This is a genomic window from Hyphococcus lacteus, assembly GCF_041058985.1.
GTDB lineage: Bacteria > Pseudomonadota > Alphaproteobacteria > Caulobacterales > Parvularculaceae > Hyphococcus > Hyphococcus lacteus.
In genome coordinates, this window is sequence record NZ_JBEHZE010000001.1 from 1,729,849 (window position 1) to 1,743,372 (window position 13,524).

General features: G+C 50.6%; 9 protein-coding genes. 7 read left to right on the top strand and 2 right to left on the bottom strand.

Going from position 1 to position 13,524, the window contains the following annotated elements:
* Positions 1 to 16 precede the first annotated feature (16 nt).
* From ligA to lpdA, 5 genes are all read left to right on the top strand, one after another.
* A complete protein-coding gene (gene ligA / locus ABFZ84_RS08290; protein ID WP_369313519.1) occupies positions 17 to 2,176 on the top strand; it encodes an NAD-dependent DNA ligase LigA in 2,160 nt (719 codons plus the stop codon).
* 218 nt (positions 2,177 to 2,394) lie between these two features.
* Positions 2,395 to 3,627, top strand: a complete 1,233-nt coding sequence (locus ABFZ84_RS08295) for a 3-methyl-2-oxobutanoate dehydrogenase (2-methylpropanoyl-transferring) subunit alpha (RefSeq protein ID WP_369313520.1) — start codon at positions 2,395 to 2,397, stop codon at positions 3,625 to 3,627.
* Between the two features lie 3 nt (positions 3,628 to 3,630).
* A complete protein-coding gene (locus ABFZ84_RS08300) occupies positions 3,631 to 4,647 on the top strand; it encodes an alpha-ketoacid dehydrogenase subunit beta (RefSeq protein WP_369313521.1) in 1,017 nt (338 codons plus the stop codon).
* The gene (locus ABFZ84_RS08305; RefSeq protein WP_369313522.1) at positions 4,647 to 5,948 is read left to right on the top strand and encodes a dihydrolipoamide acetyltransferase family protein; all 1,302 of its coding nucleotides are present in this window, start codon (positions 4,647 to 4,649) and stop codon (positions 5,946 to 5,948) included. The genes ABFZ84_RS08300 and ABFZ84_RS08305 overlap by 1 nt, the downstream gene beginning before the upstream one ends.
* Positions 5,949 to 5,952: 4 nt before the next feature.
* Positions 5,953 to 7,341 (top strand): dihydrolipoyl dehydrogenase, encoded by a 1,389-nt coding sequence (gene lpdA / locus ABFZ84_RS08310; protein ID WP_369313523.1) that lies wholly within the window; start codon positions 5,953 to 5,955, stop codon positions 7,339 to 7,341.
* Here lpdA and ABFZ84_RS08315 read toward each other — a convergent pair.
* Positions 7,338 to 8,138: a M90 family metallopeptidase gene (locus ABFZ84_RS08315; RefSeq protein WP_369313524.1), complete on the bottom strand. Its 801-nt coding sequence runs from the start codon at positions 8,136 to 8,138 to the stop codon at positions 7,338 to 7,340. The two genes, lpdA and ABFZ84_RS08315, sit on opposite strands and share 4 nt — an antisense overlap.
* Before the next feature lie 307 nt (positions 8,139 to 8,445).
* Here ABFZ84_RS08315 and ABFZ84_RS08320 point away from each other — a divergent pair, with 307 nt between their 5' ends.
* Positions 8,446 to 9,861, top strand: coding sequence for a hypothetical protein (locus ABFZ84_RS08320; RefSeq protein ID WP_369313525.1), 1,416 nt, complete (start codon positions 8,446 to 8,448; stop codon positions 9,859 to 9,861).
* Between the two features lie 111 nt (positions 9,862 to 9,972).
* On the opposite strand, the gene parE is transcribed toward ABFZ84_RS08320, so the two are convergent.
* Complete coding sequence (parE, locus tag ABFZ84_RS08325) at positions 9,973 to 11,961, bottom strand: DNA topoisomerase IV subunit B (protein ID WP_369313526.1); 1,989 nt, start codon at positions 11,959 to 11,961, stop codon at positions 9,973 to 9,975.
* A 209-nt stretch (positions 11,962 to 12,170) separates the two neighbouring features.
* Between parE and ABFZ84_RS08330 the strand changes: the two genes are divergently transcribed.
* On the top strand, positions 12,171 to 13,478 hold the full coding sequence (locus ABFZ84_RS08330) for an NADH:flavin oxidoreductase/NADH oxidase family protein (protein WP_369313527.1): 1,308 nt from the start codon (positions 12,171 to 12,173) through the stop codon (positions 13,476 to 13,478).
* The last annotated feature ends 46 nt before the right edge of the window (positions 13,479 to 13,524 follow it).

Genomic DNA, 13,524 nt, shown 5'->3' on the forward strand with positions numbered 1-13,524 from the left:
GCATAAAAAGCGCGCTATGAAAAAGCCTCACGATAGCGCGTCCGTCCCCGTTAATAAGCTAACCCCAGAACAGGCTGAGGCGGAATTAGCCGATCTAGCCGAGGCCATATTAAAGGCGGATCAAGCCTATCATGAGCGCGACAAGCCAGAGATAAGTGACGCGGCCTATGATGCTTTGCGGCGTCGGAATTTGTTGATTGAAAAAAGATTTCCAAAACTGAAACGACAGGACTCGCCTTCGGATCGGGTCGGCGCGGCTCCATCAACAAAATTTGAAAAGGTAAAGCACGCGGTTTCGATGTTGTCGCTCGATAATGCGTTTAACGATGAAGACGTCGCGGATTTTGTAAAGCGCGTGAAAAAATTTTTGGGTATGGCGGAAGAGGCCATTGCATTCACGGCTGAACCAAAAATTGATGGGCTTTCTTTGAATCTCAGGTACGAGCATGGGGAGTTGAAAATCGCAGCCACACGCGGTGATGGCCAGGTGGGTGAGAATGTAACCATCAATGCACTGACCATTAACGACATTCCGAAAAAAATCAAAACTGATATTGATATTCTCGAAATTCGCGGCGAAGTCTATATGAGCCATGCTGACTTTGAAGCGTTGAATGCACGGCTTGAGAAAGAAGACGAAGAGCCATTTGCAAATCCGCGAAATGCTGCTGCCGGATCTTTGCGTCAGTTGGATGCCGCTATTACGGCTGCGCGCCCATTGCAATTTTTCGCCTATGCGTGGGGTGAGTTGAGCCAGCCACTCGGAGAGACTCAAGCAGCGGCCCTGTCGCAGCTCGCTAAATTTGGCTTTGCGGTAAATGCGTTGACCAAGCGCTGTGAAAGCGTGGACGAGATGATCGCCCATTATCGTCATATCGAAGAGCAGCGGGCGCACCTCGGATACGACATTGATGGGGTTGTTTATAAGGTTGATCGTCTTGATCTTCAGGAACGATTGGGTTTTGTCTCGCGCGCACCCCGATGGGCGATTGCCCATAAATTTCCTGCCGAAAAAGCAATCACCATTCTGGAAGATATTGATATTCAGGTTGGTCGAACCGGTAAATTGACGCCGGTGGCGCGATTAAATCCGGTCACTGTTGGCGGTGTTGTCGTGTCGAACGCGACACTACACAATGCCGAAGAGATTGAGCGGAAAGACGTACGCGTTGGTGACAGCGTTGTCATTCAGCGGGCCGGTGATGTCATTCCGCAGGTGGTTGAGGTCATCAAAGACAAGCGCCCCAAGAACGCTGTGAAATACAAGTTCCCAGAAAATTGCCCCGTATGCGGATCACATGCGGTTAATGAAGTTAATCCGAATACAGGCAAGGCCGATGTTGATAAACGCTGCACAGGCGGTCTGATTTGTTCTGCCCAAGCGGTCGAGCGATTGAAACACTTTGTTTCGCGTCAAGCGTTCGATATTGACGGGCTTGGCGAGAAACAGATTGCTGCGTTCTTTGAACAAGGCATAATCAAAGAGCCTGCCGATATATTTACACTGCGTAGACGCCAAGAAGCGAATGATGTTGACCTTTATGTCTATAAAAAGAAAACTAACGGGGATTTATCTTTAGATAAAGATGGGAACAAAGTTCCTACGAATGCAAAGTCGATCAACAATCTTTTTGATGCGATTGATGTAAGCAGAAAAGTTGATGCGGGGCGATTGATCTTTTCGCTTGGCATTCGTCATGTGGGCGAAACAAATGCTCGTATTTTTGCGCGGCACTATGGTGGTTTTGCTGCATTCTATGACGCGGCTCTTAAGGCGCGTGATGACGAAAGCGATGCCTATCAGGATATGTTGACCATTGATGGTGTTGGTGCGTTGGTCGCGCGAGGTGTTATCGATTTCTTTGATGAAAGTCACAACCGAACAGCCATTGATCACCTTTTGCAGGAAATCACGCCACAAAAGGTTGAAGCAATTGATTCGGCGAGTGCGGTCGCCGGGAAAATCGTTGTCTTCACGGGCACATTGGAAACAATGACCCGCGATGAAGCCAAAGCAAAAGCCCAAAGCTTGGGGGCTAAGGTTGCCGGGTCGATATCAGGGAAAACTGATTATTTGGTCGCCGGGCCGGGCGCGGGTTCGAAATTGAAGAAGGCTGAAAATCTTGGTGTTAACGTCCTAACCGAGCAGGAATGGGCGAAATTGATTGCAGATTAAGCGAATCTGTTAGGTCGTGAAATGCTATCCGTAGGCTAGGTATTGGCAGAAAAGACTTTATTTTCGCAATAAATGACGCCCCCTTGCTCTTTTTGTGAAGTCTCAATTTCCGCCATTGCCGACGGCTATTGTCGCGCGGTACAGACGTTCAAAAGAGGCCAAATTTCAAGGCTTAACGAAGACCGCAGAGTTAAGCGGGAGGAAAACCGGAGACCTGAATGAGCGACGTGAAACCGCTATCGCTGTATGTTCCCGAGCCTGAATTTCGTCCGGGTGATCAACCTGATTTCTCCGATGTGCCAATACCAAGTGCGGGCGCGGCCCCGAGACCCGCGATTGACGTCGAGGCGGGTGATATTCGTGATCTCGCCTATACTATTATACGGGTGATGAATCGCGACGGAGAAGCGGTCGGTCCGTGGGCTGATTTGCTGAGTGATGAAAAGGTCAAAGAGGGCCTTGAGGACATGCTTCGTGTACGCGCCTTTGATGCGCGTATGTTGATGGCGCAACGTCAAGGCAAGACCAGTTTTTACATGCAGGCACTTGGCGAGGAAGCAATTTCTTGTGCCAGTCAAAAAGCGCTTGAGCCGGGTGATATGAATTTCCCGAGCTATCGTCAGCAAGGTCTTTTGCTTTCGACCGATTATCCGATGGTTGATATGATCAATCAGATATATTCGAATGCGGCCGACCCGCTTAAGGGTCGCCAATTACCGATCATGTACACCTCTAAAGAACATGGGTTCTTTACGATCTCGGGCAATCTCGCAACGCAATTTGTTCAAGGGGTTGGCTGGGCAATGGCATCGGCGATCAAGGGTGACACTAAGATCGCAACATCATGGATTGGTGAAGGCTCTACGGCAGAAAACGACTTTCACTCTGCTTTGGTTTTTGCATCAACCTATCGGGCACCAGTGGTGATGAATATCGTCAATAATCAATGGGCGATTTCAACTTATCAGGGCATCGCGCGCGGTAAGGCGGCAACATTTGCCTCTCGGGGGTTAGGTTTTGGTATTCCATCGCTTCGTGTCGATGGGAACGATTATTTGGCTGTCTATGCGGTGGCAAAATGGGCCGCCGATCGAGCGCGGAACGGCCATGGGCCAACATTGATTGAACATGTTACCTATCGCATGGGTGGTCATTCAACTTCCGATGACCCATCGGCCTACAGACCAAAAGAAGAGTCTGTGAAATGGCCATTGGGTGATCCGATTGAACGGTTGAAAAACTACCTAATCAAGCGCGGCGTATGGTCAGAGGCGCAACATCTTCAAATGCGCGAAATGGTGGAATCTCAAGTCGCGGAAGCCCAGAAGCAAGCAGAGAAGAATGGCACGCTGCATGATGGGCCACATTCTTCGCCCGCAGAGATGTTTGAAGATGTCTTCAAAGAAATGCCGGCGCATTTGCGTCGCCAACGTCAAGAGGCAGGGGTTTAGACGATGGCACGCATGACAATGATTCAATCCATCCGAAGTGCGATGGATAATGCCATGGAAAAAGACGACAATGTCGTTGTTTTTGGCGAAGATGTCGGGTTTTTCGGCGGCGTTTTCCGATGCACGCAAGGGCTTCAAGAAAAGTACGGGAAAAACCGATGCTTCGATTCCCCCATTAGCGAGAGCGGAATTATCGGTACCGCGATTGGTATGGCTGCGTATGGTCTTCGCCCATGCGTAGAAATTCAGTTTGCTGATTATATGTACCCAGGGTATGATCAAATCACCCAAGAAGCAGCGCGTATTCGCTTCCGCTCAAATGGCGATTTTACAGTGCCTATGGTCGTTCGCATGCCGACCGGCGGCGGAATTTTCGGTGGTCAAACCCACAGTCAAAGCCCTGAAGCGCTTTTTGCGCATGTTGCGGGTATCAAAACGGTTATTCCGTCAAACCCTTATGATGCCAAAGGGCTCTTGCTCGCGGCTATTGAAGACGATGATCCCGTAATGTTCCTAGAGCCCAAGCGGCTTTATAATGGGCCGTTTGATGGGCATCATGACCGGCCTGTGACACCCTGGTCCAAGCATGAACTTGGTGAGGTCCCGGAAGATTATTATACCGTGCCCCTTAGCAAAGCGGCGATCCGCCGTGAAGGCAGCGACGTAACTGTCCTTGTTTATGGAACAATGGTTTATGTGGCCGAGGCCGCAGCTGAAGAGGCGGGGGTTGATGCTGAAATCATTGATCTACGGACAATTTTACCGCTTGATCTAGACGCCATTGTTACGTCAGTCAAAAAAACGGGTCGTTGTGTGATTGTGCACGAAGCGACCATGACTTGCGGTTTTGGTGCGGAGTTGATGGCGCTTGTCGCGGAGAATTGTTTTTACGACCTTGAAGCGCCGATTATTCGTGTGACGGGGTATGACACACCTTATCCCCACGCGCATGAGTGGGAATATTTTCCGGGGCCGAAACGCGTTGGCGAAGCGCTGAAAAAAGTGATGGAGTCAGCATAATGGGCGAACATGTAATCAAGCTTCCTGATGTTGGTGAGGGCGTCGCTGAGGCTGAATTGGTTGAATGGATGGTTGAGATCGGTGCCAATGTTCGTGAGGACGAAGTTTTGGCGGCGGTGATGACCGACAAAGCCACCGTTGAAATTCCATCGCCAGTCGAAGGGAAAATTATTTGGCGCGGCGGCACGATCGGAGACGTGCTTAGTGTCGGCTCGCCGTTGATCAAGCTCGAAGTCGATGGCGACGGAAATGTTAAGCCGGGAACGGAACCTGTGGCGGAAGCGCCTAAAAAGACAGCACCGGAAAAAGAGACGAAACCCGAACAGAAACCTGATGCGAAGCCTTCAGTGCCTAAGGACGAGCAGAAGCCTGAGCCGAAAACCAATCGCGCGGCTCCGGTATCGAACGTGCCGCGGAATGAGGGTGAAAAGCCTGTTGCTTCGCCTGCCGTTCGCAAGCGCGCCGCTGAGGCCGGACTTGATCTTCGTCGTGTTCCGGGCACTGGCCCTGCGGGACGGATTAGTCATCAAGATCTAGACGCATTTGTGGCGGCTGACGGGGCGGGGGGCATGGCAACCGGGAGTGCTTATCGTCGCGATACTTCGGTCAAGGAAGTGCCGGTCATCGGGTTGCGTAGGAAAATCGCGGAGAAGATGTCGATTGCGAAGTCACGTATTCCGCATATTACCTATGTGGAAGAGGTTGATGTCACCGCGCTAGAAACGCTGCGTGCGGAACTTAATGCATCACGTAAGGATGATCGTCCAAAGCTGACGATACTTCCATTTCTGATGCGTGCGATGGTCAAGGCGATCAGCGAGCAGCCCCACCTAAATTCGATCTTTGACGACGAAGCAGGCGTTATTCATCAATATGGCGGCTGTCATATTGGGGTGGCGGCGCAGACGCCAAACGGGCTTATGGTGCCGGTTGTGCGCCATGCTGAGGCGCGAGATATTTGGGGCTGTGCGGAGGAAGTTGCGCGGCTTAGCGATGCGGCCCGTGAAGGAAAATGCGCGCGGGATGAGCTATCGGGTTCAACCATTACGATCACTTCGCTTGGCGCGATGGGCGGTATTGTTACGACACCGGTTATCAATCACCCCGAGGTGGCGATCATTGGTGTCAACAAAATGCAAACTCTGCCGCGCTGGAATGGCTCGGAGTTTTTGCCGCGTAAAATGATGAATCTGTCTTCGAGTTTCGACCATCGTGTAGTTGATGGGTGGGATGCGGCTGTATTCGTACAACGCATTCGTGCGCTGCTCGAAAATCCGGCAATGATATTTATAGAGAATTAAGTCTATGAAAGATCTAACCTGCAAACTGCTTATTATTGGTGCTGGCCCTGGCGGTTATGTTGCCGCAATCCGGGCTGGCCAATTGGGTATTGATACAGTCATTGTCGAAGGCCAGTACAATGGCGGAACCTGCCTGAATGTGGGTTGTATTCCGTCCAAAGCAATTATTCATGCTGCGGATGAATTTGAAAAAGCCAATCACTTTGCGGGCGATTCCGAAATCGGCATTAAAGCCGCCAAGCCAGAAATTGATCTTTCAAAAACGGTCGCGTGGAAAGATAAAATCGTAAACCGACTAACAACGGGTGTTGGCGGGTTGTTGAAAAAGAACAAAGTTCGTTCGATTTCGGGGTGGGCAAGTTTTGTGGATGGCAAGACTGTCGATGTTGCGAATGGCGAGGGCACCCACCGAGTTCGCGCGGAAAATATTATCATCGCGACCGGCTCCGTTCCTGTTGAGCTTCCCTTTATGCCATTTGGCGACAATGTCATTTCTTCTACTGATGCATTAGCCCTATCGGCACCGCCGAAAACCATGGCGATCGTTGGTGCAGGGTATATCGGTCTAGAGCTAGGGATTGCCTTTGCAAAAATGGGCACCAAAGTCACGGTCGTAGAAGCGCTCGATAAAATTTTACCGCTCTATGACAAAGAAATGACGCGCCCTGTCGAAAAAAAACTAAAAGCGCTAGGCGTTGAGATTGTGCTCGGGGCAAAAGCCAAAGGCGCGGACAAAGCTGGCTTAAAGATCGAAACAAAAGACGGCGATGCAAAAACAATTAAAGCCGAGAAAATCTTGGTGACGGTGGGGCGTGCGCCTAAAACCGAAGATTGGGGCCGTGAGAACCTCGTGCTTGATATGTCTGGGCGTTTCATCAAGATCGATGATCAATGCAAAACGTCGATGCGTGGTATTTATGCGATTGGCGACGTGACGGGAGAGCCGATGTTGGCACACCGGGCAATGGCACAAGGCGAGATGGTCGCCGAGATCATTGCGGGCGAAAACCGCCATTGGGATAAACGCGCGATTGCCGCGGTTTGCTTTACTGATCCGGAGATTGTCTCCGTTGGCCTTTCAGCGGATGAGGCAAAAGCCGAAGGGTTTGACATCATCAGCCAGAACTTTCCGTTCACGGCCAATGGGCGCGCAATGACCATGGAAGCCGAAGACGGCTTTATTCGTGTGGTAGCGCGAAAAGATAATCATTTGGTGCTGGGGGTTCAGGCCGTCGGTGGGGGTGTCGCAGAATTGTCAGCTGCGTTTGCACTCGCGATTGAAATGGGTGCAACGCTCGAAGATATTACGGGAACGATACACGCACACCCAACTCAATCAGAAGCCTTCCACGAAGCCTCCCTAAGGGCGCTTGGTCACGCGCTACATATTTAGAACCAATCGGCTGGGTCCAGTCGATAATAGCGTGATAGCTGATCATACAGATCGCGGTTATATGCTTGCAGATCGTGTGGCTGCTCGAAGAAAGTTTCGGTCGCGACTGCAAAAAATTCTGCCGGGTTTGTAGCGCCATAAGGGTTGAGAAATGTTTCTCGACCTGCGCTTAAATCATCGCGTAATTGTGCAAAGGCCTGCCGAAAAACACGCGCCCATTGGCTTGCGCTTTGATCCGTATCGAGAAGGGGTGAACCGTCAGTAACACCGGTTTGTTCGTCAAGCTGATGGGCGAATTCATGAATAACAACATTCTCGCCATCATGCGGTGCGAATGCGCCATAAGCGGCGTGATCCCACGCTAAAATAACGGGCCCGCGCGCCCAGCTTTCTCCGGTGCGTACCGCAGCACGCTCAGAATGAACATGCCCATCAACCTTTTGGAGTTTGCTTTTAAATGCTGCGGGGTAAACAAAAACGGTTTTGAGCGATTTGAACCAACGGTTTTCTTTGTTGACGATCAAAAGGCATGCTTGCGCCGCGATGGTGACGCGAATGTCGTCAGTGATCTCTAATCCCTCTTGGCCATGGAATTTAACCTCGTCGATGAATCTATTGATCAAACCATCAAGGCGCTTGCGCAGATCGAGCGGCAGTCGATTATAAACTGGGACCCGTGCACGCACGATCTTCTTATGGGCCGGTTGTAACGGCGCATTCAATAATTCCTCGCGCCGCCGCCGTTCATAGGCCCAGCGCCCGCCGATAAACAAACCGGCACCAATGACCAAACTCATCACCAAGAAATTCATCATAGGTCCAGATATGGGGTGTCTAACCGAACTGTCTAGTGCCGTCGGGCCCTCGTCACTGTGGGCACTGTCGCGGCCTTCTGATGTGAGCGCCGTATGAATCCCGGCTCAAGGCCGGGATGACGTCGGAGGACGGGTTACGCCTATGCAACAGGCGTCATTGCGGGCATCGACCCAAAAACGGGCAATTCTAGTAGGTATCGAGAATATGAAAGGCTTGTTTTCCCTTCCAAATGTCAAATAAAGTTGAAATAATAATTCTAATTTTGGAAATAGAAGTTGGGGAGATAGAATGGATACGCGAATTTTGAAGCATGGGGTTCCCGCTCGTTTGTTTCCAGTAGTTCCTGAGTCTAATAAAGAGCAGAAAACGCTTTCTATCGTCCTTGCGACTTTGATGTCGGTTCGGCCTTTGGCTGAGCGCCTTCTACTTCCTCTATCAGTAAAAGTTGGAAAGAGAAGTGTACTGAGTTGTTATACGGAAGTTACGCTAACGAATGAAATTAAAGGTCTAAAAGATCGACCCGACGCGCTTCTGGTATTGCAGTCAGGAAAGCGATCATGGTCGGCGTTGATAGAGGCTAAGGTGGGCCGCAATGTAGTTGGTGAAGATCAGTTAGAGCGGTATATAGAATTGGCGAAGTTAAATAACGTTGATAGCGTTATAACTATCAGCAATGAGTTGACGCCATCGCCAGAAATTAACCCGACTGTATTAACTCGCGCTGTGCCAAAGAACTTTCAACTGTTTCACTTGTCGTGGGCCTCCATTCTAACAACAGCATTTTTATTGGCGTCGTCGGATGAAGACCCGTATGAAAATGATGACGAGGCATTTCTGGTAAGTGAGTTAATCCGTTATTTAGAGCATCCAAATTCTGGGTATGTTGCACTTAATCAAATGAACAAGGATTGGCCAAAACTGGTCAGCGATATACAAACAAGCCATCCGTTATTCGCTAAATCTTCGGAGGTTGTTGAAACGGTTACAGCTTGGCTTCAAGAAGCAAGGGATGTTGCATTGATAATGACGAGGCGTTTGAAAGAGCCGGTGTCAATTGCAACATCTCGGTCAAATCTTAGCAACCCATCAAAATGGACGGAAACGAACGCTAAAGACTTTGTCCAAGAAAAGGTTTTGTCTTTTGAGTTAGACGTTCCAAATGCTGCATCAAAAATTCTAATTGAAGGCGATTTTCTAAGAAGAACCATCCGTGTCTCGATGAAGCTATCGGCTCCTACTGACCGCGTTAGTAATGCAGCACGACTTAATTGGCTTTTGCGCCAGCTCGCAAAAAGTAATCGTGGAAAAGTAATTATACGCTGTATTACACGAGGGAAAGGGCAGAACTATGGGGCCATGGCGGATGAAATAGATCCGAAGTCGGATGAGATAAAAGAGCTTGGAGATATCTTGTCTTTTCAACTCGAAATGTCGAATGATTTGGGTGCAAAATTTAACAGCCGCAAAAAGTTTATTGAGTGCTTAGAAGAAATTGTTCCGGAATTTTACAGTAATGTGGGACAATATTTGCAAGCATATGTTCCGCCACCACCGAAGTATGAAAAAGCAAAGGCAAAGGAAGAAGAGGCTGTTGACGAATTGAATAAAGACGTTGCAAAGCCTCTAACGAGTAGTGTACTGCAAGAGCGCCCTGCATGGGCAGTGACTTGGCAAACCGGCGCAAAACTAGAAGAAACTAGTTAACTGCAAGCATTAGATAATTGGGTCCCGGACCAAGTCCGGGATGTGACGTCGGAGGATGGGTTACGCCTATGCAACAGGCGTCATTGCGGGCAATCGACCTGCACTCCATTTTTAAATATCCAGGGCGTCTTTGACGAAGGCTGCGTTTTCTTGGATGAACTGAAAGCGCGCTTCGGGTTTCTTGCCCATCAGGCGGTTGACCAAGTCACCGCAATTTTCGGATTTGTCTTCTGCGATGACGACGCGTGCAAGGACCCGTGTGGCCGGATTCATCGTCGTTTCTTTAAGTTGCGCCGGCATCATCTCGCCAAGGCCCTTGAACCGGCCTACGTCAACTTTTTGGTTGGGTTTGAATTCCGTTTTAAGCAGCTTTTCGCGCTCGGCTTCGTTCATGGCGTAAACGGATTTACTACCTGCGGTGAGGCGGAACAATGGCGGCTGCGCCAAATAGAGCCGGCCCTGATGAATGAGATCCGGCATTTCTTGATAGAAAAATGTAATCAACAGCGCGGCGATATGGGCACCATCGACATCCGCATCGGTCATGATGATTATTTTTTCATAGCGCAAATTGTCGATATTGAACTTCGAACCGATCCCAGCACCAAGCGCTTGCGTCATATCGGCGATTTCCTGGTTGGCCAGAATTTTATCGCGTGCCGCAGAAGCCACGTTCAAAATCTTACCGCGCAAAGGAAGGATTGCTTGGGTGGCGCGGTTGCGGGCTTGTTTTGCAGAGCCACCAGCCGAATCGCCTTCGACGAGAAAAAGCTCCGTGCCAGAACGGTTTGCGCTAGAGCAATCGGAAAGTTTGCCGGGGAGGCGTAGTTTGCGCGTTGCGGCGGCGCGAGAGACCTCTTTTTCCTTGCGACGGCGTTGGCGTTCATCGGCACGGTCGGCAACCCATTCGACCAGTGCGCTTGCTTGTTTTGGGTTAGAGGCGAGCCAATGGTCAAACGCAGGACGAATGGTTGTTTCTACAATTTTCTGGGCTTCGTTGGTGGCGAGCTTGTCTTTGGTCTGGCCTTGAAATTCCGGGTTGCGCACAAAAACAGAAAGCAGGGCGCCTGCTGTGCCTAAAACGTCTTCAGCCGTAATATTGGACGCGCGCTTGTAACCGGCCAGTTCGGCATAGGCTTTCAGGCCTTTGGTCAGCGCGGCGCGCAAACCAGCTTCGTGGGTGCCGCCCTCTGCTGTCGGAATGGTGTTGCAATAAGAATGAACAAAACCATCGGCCTCGCCAAATCCGGCCGTGCCCCAGATGACAGCCCATTCTAGATTGCCGTGACCGCCATCGTCTTTCTTTTCAACTTTGCCGGCGAAAATATCTTCGGTGACAGTCGGTTTTGCGCCGGCCAAGGTTTTTAGATAATCCGTCAGTCCACGTTCAAAATGGAAAACCGCTTCTGCTGGGGTGTCATCTTTGATAACGCTTGGCGCGCATTTCCAGCGGATTTCTACTCCACCAAAAAGGTAGGATTTTGACCGTGCCATTTTAAATAGGCGCGCCGGTTTGAACTTTGCGGTTGGGCCAAAAATCTTCGGGTCTGGGTGAAACATGATGCTGGTGCCGCGCTTGTTCGGGGCGGGGCCCACTTTTTCGATTTTCGAGCGCGGATGCCCTTCGGCGAAAGACTGGCGATACATCGTACGGCCACGACAAACTTCGACAATCAGATCGTCAGACAGCGCATTCACCACAGAGACACCGACGCCATGTAGGCCGCCGGAGGTCGCATAGGCTTTGCCCTCGAATTTACCGCCTGAGTGTAGTGTTGTCAGAATGACCTCAAGCGCCGATTTGTTTTTAAATTTTGGGTGTGGGTCGATCGGAATACCGCGTCCATTATCAATCACCGATAGATAGCCGTCTTCGTGAAGCTCGACTTCGATCCGGGTTGCGTGGCCGGCAACCGCCTCATCCATGGAGTTATCAAGCACTTCGGCGAAAAGGTGGTGGAGTGCCTTTTCGTCAGTGCCGCCAATATACATGCCGGGACGCTTCCGAACGGGCTCCAGCCCTTCAAGGACTTCGATATCCTTGGCGGTGTAATCTTCGAAGAGGTCTGAATCGTTCTTTTTGGCGGCGCGTTTGGACATAGAACTCACTACTCTGGCGGTGTGCGGGGTGATCTTGAGAGCACGATCTAGCGCGGTTCTGACGCTTCCGCAAAGCACTGGGGAAAACGGGCAACAAAACTGATGAAATATGCGCCCTTCGGCGGTTTTAACGGGCGTTCATTGATTAAACTGCGAAGGAATTGGGGGAATCATCCCTAAATACCGGTCCGAAATGAAAGCGCCGCTTTATGACCGACATCTCTTCGACCAGTTCGTTGTCTAAACCGCTATCCCTGCCCAGTGGAGGATCCCTCCGGAATCGTATCGCCAAGGGTGCGATGACCGAGGGGCTTGCAGATGAGTATAGCCGCGCCACCGAGCGGCACGTGACCCTTTATCGGCGCTGGGCCGAAGGTGGGGCGGGGATGTTGTTGACCGGTAATGTGATGGTTGACCGCCGGTATCTTGAGCGCCCACGAAACGTTGTGATTGATGGTCCGCAATCGGATGAACAGATCGACCGGTTAAAACGCTGGTCTGGAGCGGCGCGTGAGGTGGGCGCGGATATTTGGATGCAGATTTCCCACGCGGGCCGTCAAACGCCGCAAATAGTGACGACAGAACCCGTGGCACCATCGGCCATTGGAATGGGCTTGCCGGGGGATACCTTTGCTGCGCCGCGAGCATTGACCGAAACAGAAATCCACGAAGTCATCGGGCGGTTTGCACATACAGCGTCCGTTGCAAAACGCACAGGATTTAGTGGCGTGCAGATTCATGCGGCACATGGCTATTTGATTTCTGAATTTTTAAGCCCGCTGGTCAATCACCGTGAAGATGATTGGGGCGGTCCGTTGGAAAATCGTGCGCGATTATTGATGCAAGTTATCAAAGAAGTTCGCGCGCAAGTTGGCTCTGGGTTTCCAGTGTCTGTGAAGCTTAATTCATCCGACTTTCAAAAGGGCGGGTTTAGCGCCGACGATAGTTTGCAAGTCGCCCGCTGGTTGAATGATGCTGGTGTTGACCTGTTGGAAATTTCGGGTGGTTCTTATGAGCAACCTGCGATGATGGATATGGATGGCATGGATGCCCCCTATGAAGAAGAAAAGCGCGCATCCACAAAGGCGCGTGAAGCCTATTTTCTATCCTATGCGGAGGAAATTCGGCAAGTTGCGAAAATGCCATTGATGGTGACGGGCGGTTTCCGCTCGCGCGCGGGAATGGAAGATGCTCTTGCCTCTGGCGCGTGCGACCTTTGCGGAATTGCCAGGCCACTTTGTGTCAATCCGGATGTGCCGAATGAATTGATGCGGGGCGTGATTGATGCTGCGCCGTCATGGGAGAAAAAATTCCGAATTGGGCCAGGAATTTTGGGTCCGAACTCGAGTATAGGGCTTATCAAAATGCTCAACGGGTTTGGTGTTATGGCATTCTTTTATGAAAATATTTTCCGGTTAGCGGATGGAAAAGACACCAAGCAAAAAATGGCGTTGTTACCTGCGTTTATAAAATACCAGATGCAAGAAGCAAAAAAGGCAAAAGCGCTGGTTCGCTAATTTTTTCTATTATGGCATTACAAAAAAGCCGGGCACAGGGCCCGGC

Bases quoted from the DNA above. Each gene is read 5' to 3' on its own strand.
- ligA (WP_369313519.1), top strand. From the start codon at position 17: ATGAAAAAGCCTCACGATAGCGCGTCCGTCCCCGTTAATAAGCTAACC.
- ABFZ84_RS08295 (WP_369313520.1), top strand. From the start codon at position 2,395: ATGAGCGACGTGAAACCGCTATCGCTGTATGTTCCCGAGCCTGAATTT.
- ABFZ84_RS08300 (WP_369313521.1), top strand. From the start codon at position 3,631: ATGGCACGCATGACAATGATTCAATCCATCCGAAGTGCGATGGATAAT.
- ABFZ84_RS08305 (WP_369313522.1), top strand. From the start codon at position 4,647: ATGGGCGAACATGTAATCAAGCTTCCTGATGTTGGTGAGGGCGTCGCT.
- lpdA (WP_369313523.1), top strand. From the start codon at position 5,953: ATGAAAGATCTAACCTGCAAACTGCTTATTATTGGTGCTGGCCCTGGC.
- ABFZ84_RS08315 (WP_369313524.1), bottom strand. From the start codon at position 8,138: ATGAGTTTGGTCATTGGTGCCGGTTTGTTTATCGGCGGGCGCTGGGCC.
- ABFZ84_RS08320 (WP_369313525.1), top strand. From the start codon at position 8,446: ATGGATACGCGAATTTTGAAGCATGGGGTTCCCGCTCGTTTGTTTCCA.
- parE (WP_369313526.1), bottom strand. From the start codon at position 11,961: ATGTCCAAACGCGCCGCCAAAAAGAACGATTCAGACCTCTTCGAAGAT.
- ABFZ84_RS08330 (WP_369313527.1), top strand. From the start codon at position 12,171: ATGACCGACATCTCTTCGACCAGTTCGTTGTCTAAACCGCTATCCCTG.